Source organism: Flavobacterium sp. MMS24-S5 (genome assembly GCF_050320125.1).
In the GTDB taxonomy this organism is placed as follows: domain Bacteria; phylum Bacteroidota; class Bacteroidia; order Flavobacteriales; family Flavobacteriaceae; genus Flavobacterium; species Flavobacterium tyrosinilyticum.
In genome coordinates this window covers 2603852-2626871 of sequence record NZ_CP190016.1, presented here as the reverse complement: position 1 = coordinate 2626871, position 23020 = coordinate 2603852, and the positions used below count along the sequence as shown (strand labels likewise).

Here is a 23020-nt window from a genome sequence, read left to right as displayed (position 1 = left end):
TATGTCGCTTATGATAGACAATTAACGATGAAAGAACTTGTAAATTAATAAGAATGGCCAAACCTCTAAAATTTGATGAAGAAACAGAAGTAATAGCTGAAATTTGTAAAGCCCTCGGACATCCGACTAGAGTTCAGATTATGACCCTTCTTTGGAAAAGAGATCAAAGAACTTGTGGTGAAATAGTGGAATTAATTCCATTGGCGCAATCAACAATATCCAAGCATTTGCTAGAGCTAAAAAAGGCAAATCTGGTTCATATACAATATGAAGGCAAGAAGACCATTTATTCTGTTGGGGTAGATAATATTAATGCCCTAAAAAAATATTGCAGCAGTTATCTTTCGACAATTGAAATTTCTGAAGAGAATAAAGAAACAGTTTTAACTACGAAGCATAAAGTAAGAGGCAGGAATAGTCATTTGAAGAAATATAATTATCAGTTTTCGCATAAAAAATCAAAAGAAGAAATCGAAGGGATCACTGAAAAATCGGAGTAAGAAGGATGAACACATACTATATTAAATTTAATATTAAACTATAACAAAACTTTATACTTCAAATTAACTAGTTGCGAGTAAACTTTGTAACTTTGCAGTTCAAAAAGTACAATTTAAAACAAATGAATATGTATCCACTAGATATGGTAAAACCAATGGAAGCTGAATTAACAGCAGCTGGTTTTCAAGATTTACATAGTGCTGAAGCTGTTGAGAATGCTATCAAAGCTGAAGGTACCACTTTAGTTGTTGTAAACTCTGTTTGCGGGTGTGCTGCAAGAAATGCACGTCCGGGAGCAAAAATGAGTTTGGATAATGCTAAAAAACCAGATCATTTAATTACTGTTTTTGCAGGTGTAGACAAAGAAGCTGTTGATGCTGCAAGACAACATATGTTTCCATTTCCTCCATCTTCGCCATCTATGGCTTTGTTTAAAAACGGAGAATTGGTTCACATGTTAGAGCGTCACCACATCGAAGGACGCCCAGCGGAATTAATCGCTGAGAATTTGCAAGATGCGTTTAACGAGTTTTGTTAATTTTAAGATACTAAGTTGCTAAGATTCTGAGATACTAAGTTTAGGATTAAAGCGGCAATGATTTAAAACTAAAAAGCACTATTAAAATAGTGCTTTTTGTTTTTTTATACGTCTCGCTTCAAAAAACTTAGAATCTTAGCAACTTAGAGATTCCACCCTCCGCCAAGTGCTTTGTACAATTCAACCATGGAGCTTAATTGTCTTTCAGATAATTGTGCTAGACTTAATTGTGCATTAAAAAGATTCGTTTCTACGTCTAAAACTTCTAAGTAAGAAACGTAACCGCTATCATATCTTTCATGAGAGAGTTTGAAGTTTATTAAAGCCGCCTGAACTTGTCTATTGCGGGCTTTCCATTCTTCTTGATAAGTTCTAACGTTTTGTATGGATTGTTCTACTTCAGAAACAGCACCGATATAGGTTTGTTGATAAAGAAATTTGAACTGTTCTGCTTGTTGTCTGTTTATTTCAACCTTTCTTTTGTTTTTTCCGAATGCAAATATTGGTCCCGCAATTCCACCAGAAGCATTTTGCATATACGAGCTTCCTAGAAACAGATTACTCAAATCGGCACTGGCAAATCCGGCAATGGCCGCTAGATTAATAGACGGGAAACGCATTGCTTGAGCTACGCCAATTCTTTCGTTTGCTGCCGCATATCTTAATTCGGCCGCTTTGACGTCGGGTCTGTTTTCTAATAGAGCAGACGGAATTGACAATGGAATCTTACTGACGATCTGCAACTCGGTATTGCTTTTTCCTCTCGGAATTTCAGAAGGTAGCTGACCGGTAAGCAACGCAATTGCATTTTCTTGATACGTTATTTGTCTTTCAATGTTAGGAATTGCAGCTTCGGCAATGGCAACCTGCTGTTCAATCTGCACTTTGTCTACTTCAGAGATATATCCTTTTTCGAATCTCTCGGTTATAATCTGATAGTATTTTTCTCTTGTTTCAAGTGTATGTTTGGTTATTTCCAGCTGATCATCAAAATTTCGCATCTGAAAGTACGCTATTGCAATATTGGCAACAATATCAGACAATATTACTTTACGAGCTTCCTCTGTGGCAAGAAGTTCATTTTTAACAGCATTGTTTTCATGACGATATTTTCCCCAGAAATCAAGTTCCCAAGACATGCTAGCACCAGCTGTAGATGGAGTAATATATTTCTTGTTGCTGTTTATAGTAGCTCCATATTGAAAAGACGGAAATAAATCGGCTTTAGTATAACCCAATTCAGCACGAAACTGCTCAATTCTCGAAACCGCAATTTTTAAATCGTAATTATTCTCAAGACCTTTTTGTATAAGACCTTTTAAAACATCATCATTAAAAAGATCAAACCATTTTAAATTGGTTACCGAAGCGAGACTGTCTAAATTTCTTTCGTTTCTATAAGAATCTGATTTTAACTGCTCAGGTTTTTTATATTTTGGTCCGACCATACATCCTACAGGAAATAAGGAAAGAACCAATACAATAGCGATTATCTTATATTTCTTACTCATGGTCTGTAGTATTTGATTCTACATTGTTTTCTCCTGTTGTGATTGTTTCTTCTTTCTTATGTCCAATTTTTTCAATCATAACAAATAGACCTGGTACAATTAATACACCTAAAACGGTGGCGATCAACATGCCGCTAAACACGGCCATTCCCATTACAATACGGGCTTGTGAACCCGCACCTGTAGCGGTCAGTAACGGAACTACTCCAAGGATGAAAGCAAAGGCAGTCATCAAAATCGGACGAAAACGAAGTCTCGCCGCATACATTGCCGATTCGTAAAGCGGTTTCCCTTTCTCATATTCTTCTTTCGCAAACTCAACGATAAGAATGGCATTTTTCGCCACTAATCCGATAAGCAAAACGAGTCCGATTTGAGCAAAAACGTTATTGACATAAGCATCACTTCCAAATCTTGCCAAAAGCAGTCCTAAAAAGGCTCCAAATACGGCGAAAGGCGCTCCAAGTAGTACACTAAAGGGCAGTTTCCAGCTTTCGTATTGTGCGGCTAGGATTAAGAATACAAAAACCAATGCCATAATAAACACCGATGATCCTCCAGGGGAGTGTTTTTCCTGATAGGATAAGTTAATGTAATCGTAACTCATATCTGCTGGTAACGTTTGTTTGGCCACTTCTTCTAGTGCAGTTAAAGCCTGTGAACTACTGTAACCGTCATTTGGACTTCCTCCAATTTCGGCAGATCGAAATAAGTTTAAACGATTCGTAAAATCAGGTCCAGATACTTTGGTTGCCGTAACCAATGTGGAGACTGGTAGCATGTCGCCTTTATTATTTTTTACATAGATCATGTTTAGATCTTCTGGTTTGACACGGTTGACAGCTTCTCCTTGTACATAAACTTTATATTGGCGTCCAAAACGGTTAAAGTCATTTACATAACTTCCTCCTAAAAATGCCCCAAGTGCTTCGGTGACTTTAGAAACGGGTATTCCTAATTTCATCGCTTTGTCATTGTCGATATCCAGTTTGATTTGTGGAGTACCTGCATTAAAAGTGGTGTAAATTCGTTTTATTTCAGGACGTTGCTGAGCTGCGGCAATAAAATTTTGTGTCTGTTCTGCTAAATATTGAGGCGTATTTCCTCCTCGGTCTTGTAACATTAAACTAAATCCTGCAGAGGCGCCAAGACCTTGAATTGCGGGTGAACCAAATGAAAAACAAGTCGCAGTTGTAATTTGAGTGGCCAGTTTTTTATTGAATCTGTCTACAAACTGCTTAGCCGTTTCAGCTCTGTCTTCCCAAGGTTTTAGGGAAATAAAAATGAAAGCGTTGTTGGGCTGATAAGAGTTGGTAAGCATACTAAATCCATTTATCGTTGTATAAGATAAAATAGATTTTTCTTCTTTAAGAAAACTGTCTACTTTTTTCGATATTTCATCAGTTCTCTGTAATGATGAGGCAGGAGGTAATGCAATATTTACTAAAACATAACCTTGATCTTCTTCAGGAATAAACCCTACTGGAATCTTTTTACCTAAAAGCACAATCGAAACAAGAATTACAGCTAGCAAAACAACAATACGAATTGCTTTTTTGGCAAAAAATGTTGCTCCACCAATATATTTTCCTGTAACATTTTCGAAAACCCTATTAAACCAAGAAAAGAATTTAGCAAGCCATCCTTTTTGCTGATCTACGGGTTTTGTTGGTTTTAAAAGCATAGCACAAAGTGCGGGACTTAAAGACAAAGCACTAAATGCCGAAAAGGCGACCGAGACGGCTATGGTTATGGCAAACTGTTGATAAAAACGTCCCGTAATTCCGGGTGTCATAGCAACGGGTATAAATACCGCGCAGAGGATTAATGCAATTGCAATTACGGGTCCAGAAACATCTTTCATGGCCTGAATAGTTGCTTCCCGCGGATTTTTCCCATGTTCGATATGATGTATTACGGCTTCTACAACCACAATAGCATCATCGACCACAATACCAATTGCTAATACTAATCCTAAAAGGGAAAGGGTATTGATAGAAAAACCTAACATTGGAAAAACGGCAATAGTACCAATTAAAGAAACAGGAACGGTAATTAACGGAATTAAAGTGGCACGCCAGTTTTGCAGGAATATAAAAACCACTAAAATAACTAGTATAATGGCTTCAAAAAGAGTGTGTACAATATCATCAACTCCTGCAGTAATAGCCAATGTTGTATCTAAAGATTCTTGATATACAATGTCTTGCGGAAATCTTTCAGACAATTGTTTCATAGTTGTTTTTGCCATTTCTGCCACATCAAGGGCATTACTTCCTGGCATTTGATATAAAGCAATAACTGCACTTGGAGAACTGTTTCTTCTGGCTGTTGAACTGTAATTTTCGGTTCCTAATTCGATTCGGGCAATATCGGCCAATAAAACCTGAGCTCCATCTTCTTTGCTTCGAACTACGATATTTCCAAATTCTTGTTCTGTTACCAATCGGTCTTGGAGTGTTGCACCATATGTAAATTCGGTATTTGGAGGTGCGGGTTCAGCTCCAAATTTTCCTCCTGGGCTAATCATGTTTTGTGCATTCAGAGCATTTTTAACATCTTCAACCGTTACGCCGAGTTTATTCATTATATCTGCCTTTAGCCAAATACGCATAGAATAATCACTTCCTCCAAAAAGAGCAACCTCTCCAACTCCTTTTATACGAGCAAGCTGGTCAACAACATTGATACTGGCGTAGTTATTTAAAAACTTGGCATCATATTTTGGATTATTGGATGTAATGGTAAATAACATCATAGGGAATGAAAGGGACTTTTTTACCACCACACCCTGCTGTTTTACGCTTGAAGGCATAAAGGGAGCAGACTGGTTTTGTCTGTTTTGCGTTAGCATATTGGCATTGTCCAAATTTGTACCTACGTCAAAAGTTACCTCAATGGTACAAGCACCATCAGAAGTATTAACTGATTTCATGTACAACATGTTTTCAACACCATTCACTTTTTGCTCGATAGGAGTAGCAACTGCCTGTTCTACATTGAGCGCATTTGCTCCTGTAAAAGAAGTAGTGATTTTTACAACTGGCGGATTGATATCCGGATATTGCGAAATAGGTGTTTTTTGCAGCGCCAGTAATCCAAGTATCACAATAATAATACTAATTACAATGGCAACAATTGGTCTTCGGACGAAAAATTCTCCCATAATAGTATGTGATTTAGATTACTTTGTAGCTACAGTTTCTGGATCGCCCAATTGCCATTGAACGATTTTAGGAGTAATAACACTTCCGTTTTTCAACAAAGAAGTACCTCCCATGGCTATCTTATCACCTGGTTTTAATCCTTCTTCAATAATATAACCGTTTTTAACAGAAGTGACCTGGTTTTACAATCTGCATTTGAACTTTATTATCATTGCCCACTACATAAACCTGATAGATTCCTTGAACTTCGATAACAGCTCGTTGCGGAATTACAATGGCTTCTTTGCGAATGTCGGTAAGCAAAGAGACTTTTACATATTGACCCGGACGAAGTAATTTATCAGGATTAGGAAATGCTGCTTCAAATGTGATAGCTCCCGTAGAAGGGTCGATTTGTCTGTCGGCAAAACTTACTTTTCCTTTTTCTGGATAAGTAGAACCATCAGATAATTTTATAGTGACAGTAGCACCAGAGGCTTTTAAAGCAGAATTTGGTTTGCTAAACTCTCTAAAGAGGCGCAGAAATTCCTGTTCGCTTATAGTAAACCGAACTCTCACATCGCCAAGATCAGAAATAGTGTTTAAAATAGACATCGCACCAGGTCTTACATAATCACCAACACGAACTTTAGAAATACCGATTAATCCTGAAATTGGGGCTAAAATTTGGCAATAACCCAATTCGATTTTAGCATTTTGTACAGAAGCATCAGAAGCTTTTATTTGAGCTAATGAAGCAGAATATGCTGATTTTGCCGAAACTAATTCGCGCTGGCTCACCGCATTCATTTTGGCTAGCGGAGTAATCATGTCCAAATCTGATTTGGTCTTAGATAATCTTGCCTGCGACTCTGCCGCAATTCCTTGCGCTTCGTTAAGTTTTGCTTTATATGGCAAAGGATCAATTGTATAAAGGACTTGTCCTTTCTTAACAAAACTTCCTTCTTTGAAATTCATACTTTCAATAATACCATCAACTCGTGGGTTAATTTGTATATCCGATTGACCAAAAGTCTGCCCCGTATATTCAGATTCTAAATTTACATCTTGCTGTAAAACTGTTGTAACTGAAATTTCTAATGGTTTGGGGCTTTGTGGTGTTTCTTTTTTGCAAGAAAGCATCAAAAGACTTAGTAAGATTGCTGAGGAGTAGATTTTGTTCATTGTTAAATTCTTTTAGATAAAATTCATTAAATACAACTAATTAAAAACCAATAATGTGCATTAGCTAAGTTAGCGTTTTTTTGGTTAGGTGGTTAAATATTGTGCGAATTTTGTTAATTTTAGTTAAAATTCCATCTGTCTGTTTATCAGTTAGTAATACAAAGTAGGATGAAAGGCCATTTATTGCCGATAAACTGCATTTTTGTAAGAATAGATTATTCAATGAACAAGAAATAATAATTCAAAAACTTTTGTAATCATGTCAAAAAATAACAAGAAAAAACACCGAAAAGAAGATGATGATGATTTAAAAAAATTAAATAAAAAGGAATTATTACATCGGGCAAAAAAATTTTCTGAGCAATATTGTGTTGGAGACGATAAGAACTTCACATTAAAGGACAAACCAACTTCTTACTCTATAGAAGGAGATAAAACACAGGTTAGAAAAATATTAAAAATGGGAGTCAAAGCACTTGCTGCCATGCAGGATATTTTGTACGCACAAGATAAATGGTCGGTTCTTATTATTTTTCAAGCCATGGATGCAGCCGGAAAAGATGGCGCGATCAAACATGTCATGTCGGGTATAAATCCGCAAGGCTGTCAGGTTTCTTCTTTTAAAGTGACGAAGCTCAGAAGAATTAGACCATGATTATTTATGGCGCTGCCAGAAACATCTTCCAGAAAGAGGCCGAATTGGAATTTTTAATCGCTCTTATTATGAAGAAGTATTAGTAGTTCGTGTTCATGAACAGATATTGAGAGGTCAAAAGATTCCTGAAAAATTGATTACTAAAGACATCTGGGAAGATCGTTTTGAAGATATTCGAAACTTTGAAAAATACCTTAATAGAAACGGAACGGTTGTTATTAAATTTTTTCTAAACCTTTCTAAAGAAGAACAAAAGAAAAGATTTATTGAAAGGGTTGACAATCCTGATAAAAACTGGAAATTTAGTGCAGCCGATGCCAAAGAAAGAGGCTATTGGAATGATTATATGAATGCGTACGAAGAATTAATCAAAAATACATCGACCAAAAAATCACCTTGGTACGTAATTCCAGCCGACGATAAATCGTATGCTCGAATTGCAATTGCTTCTGCAATAATTCATGCGTTAGACGAAATGGATTTGGAATATCCTAAAGTAAGTGCAGAAAAAATTGCTGAACTTAATGAGGTTAAAAGAGCATTGTTAGAAGAATAGGCAATAATTAATTATTCAGATCTGTTGAAATAGAGTGTTTTTGATTTCGTAAGATGTTAAAAAAACCAGATAATTAGGGCAAGATCATTTTTAATCTCAAAATAAACCCTAAATTTGCGGCAGATTTAGAGAAAAATCTAAAAAAAACATATATTCTTAACTTAAAACTGTTTATAGCATGCAACTGTATAACACTTTGAGCGCAGAAGAAAGAGCCATCATGATCGATGATGCAGGTAAACAACGACTAACGTTGTCTTTCTATGCGTATGCCAAAATTCAAGATCCACAAAAATTTCGTAACGACTTATTCATTGCCTGGAATGCATTAGATGCACTGGGAAGAATTTATGTTGCCAGTGAAGGAATAAATGCTCAAATGAGTATTCCTGCCGAAAATTTGGAGGCTTTTAGAACCACTCTTGAAGTTTATGATTTCATGAAAGGCATTCGTTTGAATGAAGCTGTAGAACACGATGACCATTCGTTTTTAAAATTGACAATCAAAGTGCGTCACAAAATTGTTGCAGACGGTTTAAACGATGACACTTTTGATGTTACCAATATAGGTGTTCACTTGAAAGCCAAAGAATTCAATGAGATTTTAGATGATCCGAACACGATTGTGGTTGATTTTAGAAATCATTACGAAAGTGAAGTAGGGCATTTTAAAAACGCTATCACACCAGATGTTGAAACTTTTAGAGAGAGTTTGCCAATTATCAACGATCAGCTTAAAGATCACAAAGACGATAAAAATCTAGTAATGTATTGTACTGGAGGTATTCGTTGTGAAAAAGCAAGTGCTTACTTTAAACACCAAGGTTTCAAAAACGTTTATCAATTAGAAGGCGGAATTATTAATTACGCTAAACAATTAAAAGAAGAAGGTCTAGAGAGCAAGTTCATTGGTAAAAACTTCGTATTTGATAATCGTCTAGGCGAAAGAATTACAGATGATATTATTTCACAATGCCATCAATGCGGAAAACCTTGTGATAACCACACAAATTGTGAAAACGATGGTTGTCATTTATTGTTTATTCAATGTGATGAATGTAAAGCGGCAATGGAAAACTGCTGTTCAACAGAATGCTTGGATATCATACATATGCCTTTGGTTGACCAAGTTCGTTTAAGAACTGGAAAACAAGTTGGAAATAAAGTATTTCGAAAAGGAAAATCTGAAAATCTAAAATTCAAACATTCAGGCGAACTGCCAGAAACTGCTTTGGCAACGGCACAAAAATCAGCCGACATTCGTCAGAAAGTAAAAGTAAAAAAAGTACTTCTTGGGAAAGCTGAACATTATTATGTAAAAGCACAAGTTGGACAATTCACTATAGAAAATCAAGAATTAAACAGTGGTGATAAAATCCTTATTTCTGGTCCAACTACTGGAGATCAGGAATTGGTTTTAGACAAAATCATTGTTAACGGCGCAGAAACTCAATCTGCAAAAGTTGGTGATAAGGTTACTTTTGAGGTTCCATTTCGTATTCGTTTGTCAGATAAATTGTATAAAATTGTAAATTAGCGATTTTTAAAATCCTAATTTAAAATGTCGGAGCCGTATTTTACCAAATTATAGATTCGTGCCATTTGGGCAATCAAAAATCAATATAAATATAGCCCACGGTTTCAATCGTGGGCTATATTAATTTGTTACGAATAATTTTTAAAACATAGACTATGATATAAATCATAGGAATCTAATCGATACCCATATTATTTTTGTCATTTGAATAATAAATCAAAAATGACGATTAACAATACAATTGAACTCATGGCTCCCGCTGGGAACTTTGAGTCGCTCCAAGCTGCTTTAGATAATGGCTGTGATTCTGTGTATTTTGGTGTTGAACAACTCAACATGCGTGCAAGATCTACCGTTAATTTTACTATTGAAGATTTAAAAGAAATAGCTAATCGATGTGAAGAAAAAAATGTTAGAAGCTATCTTACTTTAAACACCATTATTTACGATCACGATCTATCTGTTGTAAAAACATTATTGACAAAAGCTAAAGATGCTAATATTACTGCTGTAATTGCATCAGACCAAGCTGTAATTGCAATGGCAAGATCGATCGGAATGGAAGTTCATATTTCGACCCAATTGAATGTAACGAACATCGAAACCATTAGATTCTATAGTTTATTTGCTGATACGATGGTTTTAAGCCGTGAATTGAGTTTACGTCAAGTAAAGAAAATCACAGAACAAATAGAAAAAGATCAGATTAAAGGGCCGAACGGAAATTTAGTAGAAATCGAAATTTTTGGTCACGGAGCTTTGTGTATGGCAGTTTCAGGAAAATGTTATTTGAGTTTACATTCACAAAATTCCTCTGCCAATCGTGGTGCCTGCAAACAAAATTGCCGAAAAAAATATACAGTTATCGATCAAGAAACGGGTTTCGAAATCGAATTGGATAATGAATACATGATGTCGCCAAAAGATTTATGTACTTTGGATTTCTTAGATCAAGTGATTGATTCTGGAATTCAGGTTTTAAAAATCGAAGGTCGAGGTCGTGCGCCAGAATATGTCGCAACGGTCATTAAAACCTATCGTGAAGCGATCGATGCATATTACGAAGGTACTTTCTCAAAAGAGAAAACAGCAGTTTGGATGGAAGCTTTGAATACCGTTTACAATCGCGGTTTTTGGTCAGGCTATTATTTAGGACAAGAATTAGGAGAATGGAGCGATATTCCTGGATCTGCGGCAACTCAAAAGAAAGTTTATGTTGGAAAAGGAATGCATTATTTCCCAAAAGCCGAAGTGGGACAATTCAAAATTGAAGCTTACGATATTAAAGTCGGAGATAAAATTTTGGTAACAGTGCCAAGTACAGGAGCTCAGGAAATGATTATCGATGAGATGTTTGTGAACGATCTTACAGCAGAAAAAGCAACAAAAGGAGACGATTGTACTTTGAAGCTTCCGTTTAGAATCAGAATGTCGGACAAGCTATATAAAATTGTTGAGGCATAATGGTTATTATTACTTTACAGAGAGACAAATGCATTGGTTGTAATTATTGCGTCGAAATGGATCCAGTTCATTTTCAGATGTCGAAAAAAGACGGAAAATCGGTATTGCTTCATTCGCAGAATGCAAAAGGATTTTTTACTTTAAAATCTCCAAATCATTCCATTGTAGAAAGTTGTGAACTCGCAGCAAAAGCTTGTCCAGTGAAGATTATTACGGTTAAAGAAACATAGAATATATAAAAACGGAAGAGCTGCAAAATGCAGCTCTTTTTTATTAAAGTAAATTTATTCTTTAACCATATTTTTGAAAGTAGTGTTTGATAGTAAAGACAAACTTCCTTTTTTAGAAGTTCCCTGCCAATCAGATAGTTTTCCGTTTACATAAATTTTGATTCCAATGTCTGTGGCACTTTCATAAATTATATATTTTATGCTGCCACTATTAAATTCCAATTCATAAGCTGTATTTTGTTTTCGAAATTTAAATCCTGCTTTGTCTGCTTTTTCAGGACTTGATGGGTGGGCAAACGAAACAAATTTATATTCATCGTTTTGCCGAAATGCATAATACAAAATACCGTTATGTTTAAATAAAATTATGCGCCCCTTACCATTTTTAGTATCAAAAGAAACTACTTTTTCTAAGTTTGGTTCGTAAACAGATAAAGTCGAAAAAGGTATGAAATCATTACCTTTTCGTTTTTTGCCTGTTATTTTTAAAAACGGAAAAGAATATCCATCTTCCTCAAAAGTGCATTCTTCTTTAGCTTCCAAACCAGAAACGCTATAATAGGAACAAACATGAAGGGCTGCACCGCCGCTGCTTGAGGTTATAAGACGTTTGTTTTTAGCATCAATTTCAAATCCTCCACCTCTTACACAAAAGGAATTGTAATACAAGTCGCTAATACTATTGCTTAACACAAAAGAATCTGACATATTAATAAATATGTACGCTGTTGCTTGCGGTGTATAACAACCTTCATCGTCATTTTTCTCGTTGTTAAAAATGATAACGTCGGTACGTCCGTCAAAGTTGACATCTCCTAAAACGCGAATATTAGATTCAGGAATACTTTTGAATGTCGTGATTTTGGCTGTTTTGCTTAGTTCCGATTTAGAAAGTTGCTTAGAACCATATTCGAGTACCGTTTTCTTTGTTTGATTCTCTGTAAGCCTATAATATTCTTCTGTTTTCGAATTCTTAGTTTGTTTGGCAAAATACAAAGTATAGCCTTTCAAGAAATCATTAACGACATAAGCTTTTTGTGCATTTGTAATATAGCTTTGCGCAAGTAGAAAAATGACGAAGTAAAACTTTATTTTCATATTGTATTCAGAATAAGGATCATGAAATTATTCGTCAAAAAGATCAAGCTCATCAAAATCTTTAATTTCAGATAATTTAAGAAGTTTTGTTCTTTTGATTTTACTTTCGCTTTTTTCAAAAATTTCATCCTCATCATAAGTGTTTTCATTGATGTTTTGATCTACAATCTTTTTTCGAGTAAGGAAATTAATGCTGGTTTGTGTAAGCACAATAGGTCCTCGATTACTGCTTGCATCATAACCAATTAGTTCAAAATCTGAATTTTGATATCTAAAAGTATACTGCCAATAACCGTATCTTCCATGAGCATAGTTTATGTATAATTTTCCGTCTTTTATTTCAAAGTCAAGTTCGGGAGCATAATAAACGCCTCCATCTTCATTTTCAGAAGAAAAGCAGCCATAGTTTTTAGCAGCCAGTTCGTAGCCGTTATTTTTGTTCAATAGAGCAATAATTCCTCTGCGGTTTCGGTCTAACTCTCCACGATATTCATGCTGAATGACTTTACTTTTATCAGTTCCTTTAATGATTAGAATATAATCTTCCAGTCCGTCTTTATTAAAATCTCCCTTAATGGTATCAAAAGGAACATATCCTTTCGGAATAAAATCTTCAGGTTTTTTCTTTATTTCGATTGAAGCTGTATCTGTTTCAAAAACTTCTGGAATAGTTGGAATTTCTGTAACTTGAGAAGATTCGGTTTTTTCTTTGCTTTTGTTACAACTTGAAAGTCCAGTGAATAGTAAAATAAGGACTGTAATAAGTAAGTTTCTAATCATAATATTTTTTTAGATTTCATAAGAAAAACACTCTTGTATCGTTCAAAATGTTTTATAATCTTATCTTTTGTAATTTGGTTCGTTTAGCAAAATGGGTGTCGTATTGGCAAGAACCCATTTAGTTGCGAGTTCGCATAAAAAATTAAGCTCATCGATTTCTGCGTCTCCATATTTGCGAACATCCTTTATGATCAAATCTACTTTTGCCAATTCGCTTTCAGACAGTGAATTGTTCGAGGACAAATGGATAAAAAAGGCATCTAACATTTTTTTAAAATCGATATTCCAATTTCCACCGCCATTTCTATATATTTCATCGCGTACTTTTCCTGAAATGCGCACGACTTCGCCTTGTATGGTTTTTGAACTGCCCTTTGACGGTATTAAAAGTTCCCATAGTTCTTCGAATTGCTTTTCCCAGGTTGTGCCAGTTACAGAAATAAGAGAAACACCGTCATGCAGAGTACGTCTTTTTACAGGCGGAACATTATACATTTCATAAAGTTGCTTTAATGCATTATCTGTCTCTTCTAAATAATCTTTGTTGAAATTTTCCCTATGAAATTCAAAATCTTCTCCTCTTCGAACAACAGCATCTTTCATGGACTGAGTTATTTCGACATCAGATTTTAAAAGTATTTTTGATATCTCGGCCAAATTTTTAAGATCAATATTATTTGCTCTAACCAAAGCACGTTCCAAAGGAGTTTGTTTGTAGGTATTCAATGCATTGGTATCTGCTCCAGATGCTATCAGTTTTTGGACAGCATCTACATTAAAGCCGCTTCCACTTGCAAAATGCAAAGGCGTATCTCCATAATTGTCCCTTGCATGTATATTGGCACCGAGTTCTAATAAAGTTGAAACCTTACCAGTTCGTATCATCGCGTTTTGATGCAATGCAGTACGGTTATAAGTGTCAACCGCTTCTAAATCTGCTCCATTTTCTACTAACCAAATTATAAGCTCATCGGGAATACCCCAAAAGCTTAAAGCGGTTGTTTTTCCGTAACCGCCTCTTGCGTCCAATTCGCAGGTGCCAAAAACAGCTTTCAAAGCTTCAATGTCTTTCTTCTCAATTAATTCGCTAAAATTTTTCGGAAGCGTTTTCTTTTTCTTTGCCATTCTTTTTGTTCCTTTTTAAAATCATTTGTCAAGAGATTTGATTTCAGACCCCAATTTTAGCATTAATGTTATGCTTTTCAACATAAGCTTTTGCTGCATTCATCAGTTTTGCAAATTTTGCATCGATTTCACTTTGGGTTGAGGCGTCAAAATCTGAGATTGCTTTTTGTATTTGCTCTGGTGAAGCTTTTTCGTCTTTTAGTTTAGCAATCGGCAAATAGCCTTCTTTTTGTTTGGCAATTGCATAAGAAAATAAATCTTTTGAAGCCTGAAGAAGTTCTTTATTATCATCGTCTTCAGCAATATCTTTAATAGTTTGAAAACGTATTTCTAGATTGGTAATATCATATTTAAAAGCATCGTAGTAAGAAGAAGGAACCATCTTTTTTTGACTCTCATCATAAACTTGTGCTTCCGATTGCAGTTTTTCATTGATTTCTTTGCTTCCAAAACGAGACAATAAATTCGAATTTAAAGCAGCAATTTCAAAGGTTTTTTCTGGCGAAAGGTTGGTACAAGATGTAGAAACTATGCTCGAGGCAATTAATACTAAAAATAGAGTCGTGGCATTTAAGATTTTTTTCATTTGTGAGTTTATTTATTATTTATCCTTTTAAAATTTTACTTTTCTCAATATCAAATTCTTCCGAAGTTAAAATTCCAGCATCTAAAAGCTCTCTTAAGTCTAGTAATGCTTTTTTCTTTGTTTCCATCGAATTTGAAGTGTCTGCTTTTGGAGCTTCGGTTTGCGGTACAGTGTTTATTGGATTTACGGTAGTTCCAGAAGGAGCATATTTCAAAATCAATTCTGTAATTTCATTGAAACCTTTTACATTCGAATAGTCAATTGCTTTTTGCTCTTTTACATTTACGATGGAAGCATCGGCTTTATTGTCTAATAGATATTTTACAACATCTTTCTTTCCGTTTGCAGCGCTGTAGTGAAGGGGTGTATTTCCGGATTCGTCTTGAATATTGATATTTGCTCCAGCTTCAATTAGTAGTTTTACCATACTCAGATTGCCTTTTTTGGTTGCAACATGTAGAAGACTTTCTCCTCCGTAAGTATAAGAATTATTTAAGGTAAAACTAGATTCGTTAGAAATATTGGTTGCACTGACAATCCAATCTAGATAATCATTCATTGAAGAAGTATCATTGGCAACTGGTTTGCTGTAATTCACATCGACGCCATTTTCTAAAAACAATGCCACAATCTCCTTTTGATTATTTGCGCAAGCGTACCAAATAGGAGAGTATGCATTATTACTTGAAGTGAATACATCTGAACCTCTTTCAATCAATAATTTAGCTAACATTCTATTAGTTTCGTAGCATGCAATTAAAAGCGCGTTTTCCCCAGAATGATTCGTATGATTGATACCCGCGCCGTTGTCCAAGAGTAACGTTACCATTGGCAATGACTTTGTATAACATGCGTAAAGTAACGGCGTATTACCTTGTTTATCGGTCGCATTAATGTCGGCACCTTTATCTAAAAGCAATTGGATTATTTCACGGTTTAGTTTTGCAGAAGCCAACAACAACGGAGTTTCTCCATTGTTATTCAGTAAATTAACATCAATTCCTGCTTCAAGCAACTTTGTTGCAATTTCTACTTGAGCCGTCTGTACAGTCAAGTGTAAGAGACTGTTACCGTTTTTATCGTTGATTTCAACTTTGGCGCCATTCTCCAACAAAAACAAAGCAGTCTGCTTTTGCTTTTGCAGACAAGCAAAGAATAAAGGCGTTTCTCCTGCATGATCTTCATAGTCGATATCGGCTCCATCTTCAACTAATAGTTTTACAATATCCAAATATCCTCTGTGTGCGGCATAATGCAAGGCTGTTCTTCCTTTTTCGTCGGTATATTTTACCTCTACTTCTTTATTTTGAAGTAGTAATTCAGCTATTTTTCGGTTGCCGTTTTCACAGGCAATTATAAATGACATTGACATAGAATTGTGATTTTAAATTTAGGCTTTCATTAAAAGCTCAACAGTTTTAACTTTCAAATTGTCTGTAGAAGCAAGCGTAAGAGCAGTTTCATCTTTATCGTTTGTAATCTCTTTATCTGCACCATTCTCCAAAAGCAGTTTTACTTTTCTGTAAATTTCTTTTGCTGCTTCAGCATCATAATTCACATTATAGGCGCAGACTTTGTGCAAAATGGTATTGCCTTGATTGTCTTGTTCGTTAACATCAATTGCCCCGCTATCTAATGCCGATTTTAAAATACCCGATTTTTTCTCAGCAATATAATCGATGCCTGATTTCGGATTTCCGTAATATTGGGCACAGTGATTTAAGTCGGCACCATCTGACAATAGTCTTTGTAAAGAATTGAGATCATTCTCCGAATCAGACATCATTCGGATAAATTCAGTCAATAAAGTTCTTCCGTCTTTATTGATGCTGCTGAAATCTGCTGAAGAGGATTCGGCTAAAAGTTCGTACATCGGAATAGAAAACTGCTCGCCAACCGCGTAATAGAAAGAACTATTTTCCTGATTGTCTTTTTCGTTAGGATCTGCTCCGTTTTCTAATAAGGTCGGAATGTATTCTTTTTTGTTTCTTTTTACAGCGTACATCAGCGGTGTTGTACCCACTACATTTTTCTCGTTGATGTCGACCCCGTTTTCGAGAAGTATTTTAATATATTCTTTGCCTTTTTCAGCATTTAAAGAATAATTGTTCACGATTTTGTGAATTAGATTTTCCTGAGCGTTGTTTAGGTATTGCGCATTGCATCCAAAATCTTCTATTAAGCTTTTAATGACTTCTGGAGCCGCTTCTTTTTCTATAAAATAACCCAATAAAGTCTGATCGCTGATTTCGTCATTAACATTATCGACTTTTGACATTATCTCTTTGAAGAAAGAAAGAGATTCTTCGTCATTTTTTATATTTCGGGAAAGTGGGTTAAATATAGACTTATCAAAACTGTCCAATTCGTAAATATCGGTTTCAATAAAGCCGGCTTTTATCAGTCGTTCAATGAAATCAATCTCTTTGGATTCTATAATTTTGGCGGATATTTGAGAAAAATTATTTTTAAGATATTGATCGTTAAAGTTTTCTCCGTTATTTAGGCATTCTCTGGCCTCGTCAAATTTTCCCTGAAAAAGGAAATTTTCAATCTGGTTTTGTGTTGACATCCGAAATATATTTAAAAATGATTAAAAGTTTTACTCACAATTTTGGCTTGTAATTAGTGGCTTCACAAACATTGTGTAAGATAAAACATAAAAATGAGAAATATATTTCAGGATAAAAATTAAAAATGGCTTTTTATGTTAAGAAATAGACCAAATAGAGATTTTTGGTTTTTTTTTGGTCTGATTTTTTGAAAAAAGTGAAAACGAGCTTAATAAATCATAAAACAAACAGAGTAAGATTTTTATTTAGAGAAGAAATAAAATATTTTTAGCAGAGAATTTTAAAACTATTATTTTAAAAAATAGGGTCATTTTTTATTTAACACCCCTTTAGAACTAATCTATAAATAGCCAAATAAAAAAAATACTATCTTTACCGATCAAACGTTTATGAACTTAAGCTGCATTCTGGCAGCACTACATATATAATTATGGCATGTACAAGTTGTTCAACCTCAGATGGTGGCGCACCAAAAGGTTGTAAAAATAATGGGACTTGCGGCACCGATAGCTGCAATAAATTGACGGTTTTTGACTGGCTTTCGAACATGAGTCCGTCTAATGGAGAGGCGATTTTTGATTGTGTTGAGGTTCGTTTTAAAAACGGACGTAAGGAATTTTTTAGAAATTCAGAGAAATTAACTTTAAGTATTGGCGATATTGTAGCAACTGTTGCTTCGCCAGGACATGATATTGGAATTGTGACTCTTACAGGAGAATTGGTAAAGATTCAAATGAAGAAAAAAGGAGTGAATTACGAAAGTAATGAGGTTCCAAAAATTTACAGAAAAGCATCTCAAAAAGATATAGATATCTGGTCTGTAGCGCGTGATCGTGAGGAACCAATGAAAGTTCGTGCACGTGAATTGGCGATTCAGCACAAACTGGAAATGAAAATTTCGGATATTGAATTTCAAGGTGACGGATCTAAAGCAACGTTTTACTATACAGCAAATGATCGTGTCGATTTTAGAATGCTGATTAAAGATTTTGCTAAGGAGTTCAGTACTAGAGTAGAGATGAAACAAGTTGGTTTCCGTCAGGAAGCCGCTCGTTTAGGAGGAGTTGGATCTTGCGGACGCGAACTTTGCTGTTCGACTTGGTTAACCGATTTCAGAAGTGTAAATACATCAGCAGCTCGTTATCAGCAATTATCGTTGAATCCGCAAAAATTAGCGGGACAATGCGGTAAACTAAAATGCTGTTTGAACTATGAGTTAGACACTTACATGGACGCTTTAAAAGATTTTCCGGATTACGATACCAAGCTAATCACAGAAAAAGGAGATGCTGTTTGCCAAAAACAAGATATTTTTAAAGGATTAATGTGGTTTGCGTATACAAACAATTTCGCAAACTGGCATGTTTTAAAAATTGATCAGGTAAAAGAAATCATTGCAGAAAATAAACATAAAAATAAAGTTTCTTCTCTAGAAGATTTTGCTGTTGAAGTAGTTGCAGAGCCAGAAAAAGATTTCAATAACGCAATGGGTCAAGAAAGTTTAACTCGTTTTGACCAGCCAAAAAGAAAGAAAAAACCAAATCGCAAGCGCAAGCAAAATGCAGAGGCGGCTACCGTTGCAACTCCAGCAAAACCACAGCAGGAGAAAAATGTAAACCAGGCTAAACCAGCAGGAAATAGCAATCCGAACAATGGTAATGCAAACAATGGCAATGGAAATAAGCCAAATAATCAGAATAATCCAAATAAGCAAAATCATAAGAAAAAGCTTAATTCGAATAAGAACAATCCGAATAAGCCAAATTCTAATGAAAACAAACCTGCTGCTGAACCTAGAAAACCAATAACGAATACTAAAAATGAGAATAAAAAATAGCGGAATTCTTCTTTTGGTAGCCATACTTCTTTTTTCTTGTGATAAAAAAAGAGTATTTGATCAATACAAATCTGTTGGAAGTGCTTGGCACAAAGACAGTATTGTGAGCTTTGATCTGCCAGTTTTAGATTCTACGAAAAAGTTCAACCTCTTTGTAAACATAAGAGACAATAACAATTATCCGTTTAATAATTTGTTTTTGATTGTAGCTTTAGAAACTCCAAGCGGTTTTACAAAAGTGGATACATTAGAATACCAAATGGCAGAGCCAGATGGAACATTGTTAGGAAATGGATTTTCTGACATAAAAGAAAGTAAGCTTTATTACAAAGAAGATGTGAAGTTTACAGGGAAATACAAAGTTCACATCAAACAAGCGGTTAGACAATCGGGTAAAATTCCAGGTGTTGAAGCTTTGCAAGGAATTACAGACGTTGGTTTTAGAATAGAACAAAAAGATTAGATAAATAGTTATGGCTGCTAAAAAAAACAATCAATCCAAAAACGTTAAGGATATTAATTATTATAAAAAGAAATTTTGGCGGGTTTTTGCCTACTCTTTACTTGGAGTTCTAGCCTTCTTCTTATTTGCTTCTTGGGGTTTGTTTGGATCTATGCCTTCATTTGAAGATTTAGAAAATCCAGATTCAAACCTTGCTACCGAAATTATCTCTTCTGACGGAGTGGTTTTGGGTAAGTATTTCAAAACCAACAGATCTCAGCTTAAATATTCAGATTTGCCTAAAAATCTGGTTGAGGCACTTGTTGCAACTGAAGACGCACGTTTTTACGATCACTCAGGAATTGATGGACGTGGAACTTTAAGAGCTGTTTTTAGTTTAGGAACAAATGGTGGAGCGAGTACATTGACACAACAGCTTGCAAAACAGTTGTTTCACGGTGAAGGATCGAAATTTTTACCTTTTAGAATTGTACAAAAAATAAAAGAATGGATTATTGCCATTCGTCTGGAAAGACAATATACAAAGAACGAAATCTTAGCAATGTATTGCAACGTTTATGATTTCGGGAATTATTCTGTTGGTGTAAGTTCTGCCGCTCAGACTTATTTCTCCAAAGAACCAAAAGACTTGACAGTTGACGAATCTGCTATTTTGGTCGGAATGTTCAAAAATTCAGGTTTGTACAATCCGGTAAGAAATCCGCAGGGCGTAAAAAACCGTCGTAATGTGGTTTTGTCGCAAATGGCAAAAGCAAAAATGATTTCGGAAGCTGAAAAAGAAAGACTTCAAGCACTTCCAATTACGCTGAAATTTAAATTGGAAAGCCACCGTGAAGGTATCGCTACTTATTTTAGAGAATATCTTCGTGATTACATGAAAAAATGGGTTGCTGAAAACAAAAAACCGGATGGATCTGATTACGATATTTACAAAGACGGTCTTAAGATCTATACTACGATAGATTCGAGAATGCAAACTTATGCTGAAGAAGCTGTAGCAGCGCACATGCAAAATCTTCAACAGCAGTTTTTTATTGATCAAAAAAACAATAAAAATGCTCCTTTCGTAAATATTACACAAGCTGAGACAGACAGAATCATGATGCAAGCAATGAAAAATTCTGTTCGTTGGGCTCAGATGAAAGATATGGATAAAAGCGAGGAAGATATCATTGCGTCATTCAAAGTGAAAACTAAAATGCGTGTCTTTACTTGGAAAGGTGAAAGAGATACCACTATGACACCATTAGATTCTATTCGTTATTACAAACACTTTTTACAATCTGGTTTAATGTCTATGGAACCTCAAACAGGAGCAATTAAAGCTTGGGTTGGAGGAATCAATTATAAATATTTCCAATATGATCACGTTGGACAGGGAGCAAGACAGGTAGGTTCTACTTTCAAGCCATTTGTTTATGCAACAGCAATCGAAGAATTAAATATGTCGCCATGTGATTCTATTCTTGATGAGCAGCTTTCATGATTCATAAAGGACGTCACCATGTAACAGAAGACTGGGAACCAAGAAACTCAGATTACAGATACCGCGGAATGGTAACTTTAAAACAAGCTTTAGCAGCTTCTATCAATACAGTTTCGGCTAAATTAATTGACAGAACAAGTCCAGAAGCAGTTGTAGAATTGACTAAAAAATTAGGAGTAAAAACAGAAATTCCAGTTCAGCCTTCAATCGCATTAGGTGCTGTAGACATTACAGTTGAAGATATGGTTGCGGCGTATAGTACTTTTGCAAACCAAGGAGTTTATGTAAAACCACAGTTTTTAAGCAGAATTGAAAACAAAAGTGGAGAGGTTATCTACGAACCAATTCCGGAGTCTCACGACGTTTTAAATAAAGATATTGCCTTTGCGGTAATCAAATTACTTCAAGGGGTTACAGAAAGTGGTTCTGGTGTACGTTTACGTACGCAAGGAGGCGGAAGCGGTGATAATCGTTGGACAGGATATCCATACATGTTTACAAACCCAATTGCAGGTAAAACAGGTACAACGCAAAACCAATCTGATGGTTGGTTTATGGGAATGGTACCGAACTTGGTAACTGGAGTTTGGGTTGGATGTGAAGATCGTTCAGCACGTTTCAAAAGTTTGACTTACGGACAAGGAGCAACTGCAGCTTTGCCTGTTTGGGGGTATTACATGAAAAAGTGTTATGCTGATAAAACCCTTCAGGTTTCTAAAGGCGAGTTTGAACGTCCGGCAAACCTTTCTATAAAAGTAGACTGTTATGCTAGGCCAGTTATAGTTAAAGATACCACACAGACCGAACAAAATACGGATGAATTTGAATTGTAACATTGTTGCAATAATTCTTATCTGATTATATATCAATCCCTTTACCACTCTTCTAGAAGATTTGTAAAGGGATTTTTCTTTTCTTTTTATTTTTACGAAATCGTTATAATTTCACCTAAAAATCTTATTTTTATCAAAAATATTCAGCAATAAAGATAGTTTGTTATGATAACAAAAAAAGTAAATAGCGTTCATGAAGCTATTGAAGGAATCGATAGCGGTATGACCATTATGTTTGGTGGTTTCGGTTTATGTGGTATTCCTGAAAATACAATCGCAGCTTTGGTAAATACATCCATTTCAGATTTAACCTGTATTTCCAACAATGCTGGTGTAGACGATTTTGGTTTGGGATTGTTGTTGCAGAAAAAGCAGATCAAAAAAATGATTTCTTCTTATGTGGGAGAAAACGCCGAATTCGAACGTCAGATGCTTTCAGGAGAATTGGAAGTTGAATTGACGCCTCAAGGAACTTTGGCAGAACGCTGTCGTGCGGCTCAGGCCGGAATTCCTGCTTTTTTTACACCAGCAGGTTACGGAACTGAAGTTGCTGAAGGAAAAGAAGCACGCGAGTTTAATGGAAAAATGCACATTATGGAAGAAGCTTTCAAAGCCGATTTTTCTATTGTAAAAGCTTGGAAAGGTGATGAAGCCGGAAATTTGATTTTCAAAGGAACAGCTAGAAATTTCAACGCTTGTATGGCGGGTGCAGGAAAGATCACGATTGCAGAAGTAGAAGAGTTGGTTCCTGTTGGTACATTAGATCCCAATCAGATTCATATTCCTGGAATTATGGTACAGCGTATCTTTCAAGGAGAAAAATTTGAGAAGCGAATTGAACAACGCACAGTAAGAGCTAGAAATTAGATAATTAGAAAATGAGTCAATTAGATAATTAATTTAGATTGTGTATAGA

At 35.3% G+C, this 23020-nt stretch carries 18 protein-coding genes and 2 pseudogenes; 11 read left to right on the top strand and 9 right to left on the bottom strand.

Annotation, left to right across the window (positions count from 1 at the left end):
- The first annotated feature begins 53 nt into the window (after nucleotides 1-53).
- Both ACPWTF_RS12145 and ACPWTF_RS12140 read left to right on the top strand, forming a co-directional pair.
- On the top strand, nucleotides 54-500 hold the full coding sequence (locus tag ACPWTF_RS12145; protein WP_427875619.1) for an ArsR/SmtB family transcription factor: 447 nt from the start codon (nucleotides 54-56) through the stop codon (nucleotides 498-500).
- Nucleotides 501-628: 128 nt separating this feature from the next.
- The gene (locus ACPWTF_RS12140) at nucleotides 629-1039 is read left to right on the top strand and encodes a BrxA/BrxB family bacilliredoxin (protein WP_111284876.1); all 411 of its coding nucleotides are present in this window, start codon (nucleotides 629-631) and stop codon (nucleotides 1037-1039) included.
- A 143-nt stretch (nucleotides 1040-1182) separates the two neighbouring features.
- On the opposite strand, the gene ACPWTF_RS12135 is transcribed toward ACPWTF_RS12140, so the two are convergent.
- From ACPWTF_RS12135 to ACPWTF_RS12125, 3 genes are all read right to left on the bottom strand, one after another.
- On the bottom strand, nucleotides 1183-2550 hold the full coding sequence (locus tag ACPWTF_RS12135) for an efflux transporter outer membrane subunit (RefSeq protein ID WP_427875618.1): 1368 nt from the start codon (nucleotides 2548-2550) through the stop codon (nucleotides 1183-1185).
- Nucleotides 2543-5716 (bottom strand): efflux RND transporter permease subunit, encoded by a 3174-nt coding sequence (locus ACPWTF_RS12130; RefSeq protein ID WP_427875617.1) that lies wholly within the window; start codon nucleotides 5714-5716, stop codon nucleotides 2543-2545. The genes ACPWTF_RS12135 and ACPWTF_RS12130 overlap by 8 nt, the downstream gene beginning before the upstream one ends.
- Before the next feature lie 163 nt (nucleotides 5717-5879).
- Nucleotides 5880-6881: an efflux RND transporter periplasmic adaptor subunit gene (locus ACPWTF_RS12125; protein ID WP_427875616.1), complete on the bottom strand. Its 1002-nt coding sequence runs from the start codon at nucleotides 6879-6881 to the stop codon at nucleotides 5880-5882.
- A 259-nt stretch (nucleotides 6882-7140) separates the two neighbouring features.
- On the opposite strand from ACPWTF_RS12125, the gene ACPWTF_RS12120 reads away from it, so the two are divergent.
- The 5 genes and pseudogenes from ACPWTF_RS12120 (at nucleotide 7141) to ACPWTF_RS12100 (ending at nucleotide 11323) form a co-directional block, all read left to right on the top strand.
- Nucleotides 7141-7536, top strand: coding sequence for a hypothetical protein (locus tag ACPWTF_RS12120; RefSeq protein ID WP_427875615.1), 396 nt, complete (start codon nucleotides 7141-7143; stop codon nucleotides 7534-7536).
- Nucleotides 7537-7573: 37 nt separating this feature from the next.
- A pseudogene (locus ACPWTF_RS12115) lies at nucleotides 7574-8092 on the top strand (polyphosphate kinase 2 family protein); the annotation flags it as partial.
- Between the two features lie 178 nt (nucleotides 8093-8270).
- Nucleotides 8271-9629, top strand: a complete 1359-nt coding sequence (locus ACPWTF_RS12110) for a rhodanese-related sulfurtransferase (RefSeq protein WP_427875614.1) — start codon at nucleotides 8271-8273, stop codon at nucleotides 9627-9629.
- 222 nt (nucleotides 9630-9851) lie between these two features.
- A complete protein-coding gene (locus ACPWTF_RS12105) occupies nucleotides 9852-11093 on the top strand; it encodes a peptidase U32 family protein (protein WP_427875613.1) in 1242 nt (413 codons plus the stop codon).
- On the top strand, nucleotides 11093-11323 hold the full coding sequence (locus ACPWTF_RS12100) for a ferredoxin (protein WP_427875612.1): 231 nt from the start codon (nucleotides 11093-11095) through the stop codon (nucleotides 11321-11323). Before ACPWTF_RS12105 ends, ACPWTF_RS12100 begins: the two co-directional genes overlap by 1 nt.
- A 54-nt stretch (nucleotides 11324-11377) precedes the next feature.
- Here the strand turns inward: ACPWTF_RS12100 and ACPWTF_RS12095 are convergent, their stop codons facing one another.
- From ACPWTF_RS12095 to ACPWTF_RS12070, 6 genes are read right to left on the bottom strand one after another with little or no spacing between them, the layout of a single operon-like run.
- Entirely contained in the window at nucleotides 11378-12421 is a 1044-nt protein-coding gene (locus tag ACPWTF_RS12095; protein ID WP_427875611.1) for an XAC2610-related protein, read from the bottom strand.
- Nucleotides 12422-12448: 27 nt separating this feature from the next.
- Entirely contained in the window at nucleotides 12449-13201 is a 753-nt protein-coding gene (locus tag ACPWTF_RS12090) for a hypothetical protein (protein WP_427875610.1), read from the bottom strand.
- Nucleotides 13202-13261: 60 nt separating this feature from the next.
- Nucleotides 13262-14326, bottom strand: coding sequence for an ankyrin repeat domain-containing protein (locus ACPWTF_RS12085; RefSeq protein ID WP_427875609.1), 1065 nt, complete (start codon nucleotides 14324-14326; stop codon nucleotides 13262-13264).
- 43 nt (nucleotides 14327-14369) lie between these two features.
- Nucleotides 14370-14912: a hypothetical protein gene (locus ACPWTF_RS12080; protein WP_427875608.1), complete on the bottom strand. Its 543-nt coding sequence runs from the start codon at nucleotides 14910-14912 to the stop codon at nucleotides 14370-14372.
- A 19-nt stretch (nucleotides 14913-14931) separates the two neighbouring features.
- Nucleotides 14932-16284, bottom strand: coding sequence for an ankyrin repeat domain-containing protein (locus tag ACPWTF_RS12075; RefSeq protein ID WP_427875607.1), 1353 nt, complete (start codon nucleotides 16282-16284; stop codon nucleotides 14932-14934).
- A gap of 18 nt (nucleotides 16285-16302) precedes the next feature.
- Complete coding sequence (locus tag ACPWTF_RS12070; RefSeq protein WP_427875606.1) at nucleotides 16303-17484, bottom strand: ankyrin repeat domain-containing protein; 1182 nt, start codon at nucleotides 17482-17484, stop codon at nucleotides 16303-16305.
- A 431-nt stretch (nucleotides 17485-17915) separates the two neighbouring features.
- On the opposite strand from ACPWTF_RS12070, the gene ACPWTF_RS12065 reads away from it, so the two are divergent.
- The 4 genes and pseudogenes from ACPWTF_RS12065 (at nucleotide 17916) to ACPWTF_RS12050 (ending at nucleotide 22971) form a co-directional block, all read left to right on the top strand.
- Nucleotides 17916-19322 (top strand): PSP1 domain-containing protein, encoded by a 1407-nt coding sequence (locus tag ACPWTF_RS12065; protein WP_427875604.1) that lies wholly within the window; start codon nucleotides 17916-17918, stop codon nucleotides 19320-19322.
- A complete protein-coding gene (locus ACPWTF_RS12060) occupies nucleotides 19306-19785 on the top strand; it encodes a gliding motility lipoprotein GldH (RefSeq protein WP_095930250.1) in 480 nt (159 codons plus the stop codon). The genes ACPWTF_RS12065 and ACPWTF_RS12060 overlap by 17 nt, the downstream gene beginning before the upstream one ends.
- Before the next feature lie 10 nt (nucleotides 19786-19795).
- Nucleotides 19796-22104 (top strand): annotated as a pseudogene (locus ACPWTF_RS12055) (penicillin-binding protein 1A).
- Between the two features lie 165 nt (nucleotides 22105-22269).
- Nucleotides 22270-22971, top strand: a complete 702-nt coding sequence (locus ACPWTF_RS12050; RefSeq protein WP_427875602.1) for a CoA transferase subunit A — start codon at nucleotides 22270-22272, stop codon at nucleotides 22969-22971.
- Nucleotides 22972-23020 lie beyond the last annotated feature (49 nt).

Coding starts and splice junctions, on each gene's coding strand:
- ACPWTF_RS12145 (WP_427875619.1), top strand. CDS start 54: ATGGCCAAACCTCTAAAATTTGATGAAGAAACAGAAGTAATAGCTGAA.
- ACPWTF_RS12140 (WP_111284876.1), top strand. CDS start 629: ATGTATCCACTAGATATGGTAAAACCAATGGAAGCTGAATTAACAGCA.
- ACPWTF_RS12135 (WP_427875618.1), bottom strand. CDS start 2,550: ATGAGTAAGAAATATAAGATAATCGCTATTGTATTGGTTCTTTCCTTA.
- ACPWTF_RS12130 (WP_427875617.1), bottom strand. CDS start 5,716: ATGGGAGAATTTTTCGTCCGAAGACCAATTGTTGCCATTGTAATTAGT.
- ACPWTF_RS12125 (WP_427875616.1), bottom strand. CDS start 6,881: ATGAACAAAATCTACTCCTCAGCAATCTTACTAAGTCTTTTGATGCTT.
- ACPWTF_RS12120 (WP_427875615.1), top strand. CDS start 7,141: ATGTCAAAAAATAACAAGAAAAAACACCGAAAAGAAGATGATGATGAT.
- ACPWTF_RS12110 (WP_427875614.1), top strand. CDS start 8,271: ATGCAACTGTATAACACTTTGAGCGCAGAAGAAAGAGCCATCATGATC.
- ACPWTF_RS12105 (WP_427875613.1), top strand. CDS start 9,852: ATGACGATTAACAATACAATTGAACTCATGGCTCCCGCTGGGAACTTT.
- ACPWTF_RS12100 (WP_427875612.1), top strand. CDS start 11,093: ATGGTTATTATTACTTTACAGAGAGACAAATGCATTGGTTGTAATTAT.
- ACPWTF_RS12095 (WP_427875611.1), bottom strand. CDS start 12,421: ATGAAAATAAAGTTTTACTTCGTCATTTTTCTACTTGCGCAAAGCTAT.
- ACPWTF_RS12090 (WP_427875610.1), bottom strand. CDS start 13,201: ATGATTAGAAACTTACTTATTACAGTCCTTATTTTACTATTCACTGGA.
- ACPWTF_RS12085 (WP_427875609.1), bottom strand. CDS start 14,326: ATGGCAAAGAAAAAGAAAACGCTTCCGAAAAATTTTAGCGAATTAATT.
- ACPWTF_RS12080 (WP_427875608.1), bottom strand. CDS start 14,912: ATGAAAAAAATCTTAAATGCCACGACTCTATTTTTAGTATTAATTGCC.
- ACPWTF_RS12075 (WP_427875607.1), bottom strand. CDS start 16,284: ATGTCAATGTCATTTATAATTGCCTGTGAAAACGGCAACCGAAAAATA.
- ACPWTF_RS12070 (WP_427875606.1), bottom strand. CDS start 17,484: ATGTCAACACAAAACCAGATTGAAAATTTCCTTTTTCAGGGAAAATTT.
- ACPWTF_RS12065 (WP_427875604.1), top strand. CDS start 17,916: ATGGCATGTACAAGTTGTTCAACCTCAGATGGTGGCGCACCAAAAGGT.
- ACPWTF_RS12060 (WP_095930250.1), top strand. CDS start 19,306: ATGAGAATAAAAAATAGCGGAATTCTTCTTTTGGTAGCCATACTTCTT.
- ACPWTF_RS12050 (WP_427875602.1), top strand. CDS start 22,270: ATGATAACAAAAAAAGTAAATAGCGTTCATGAAGCTATTGAAGGAATC.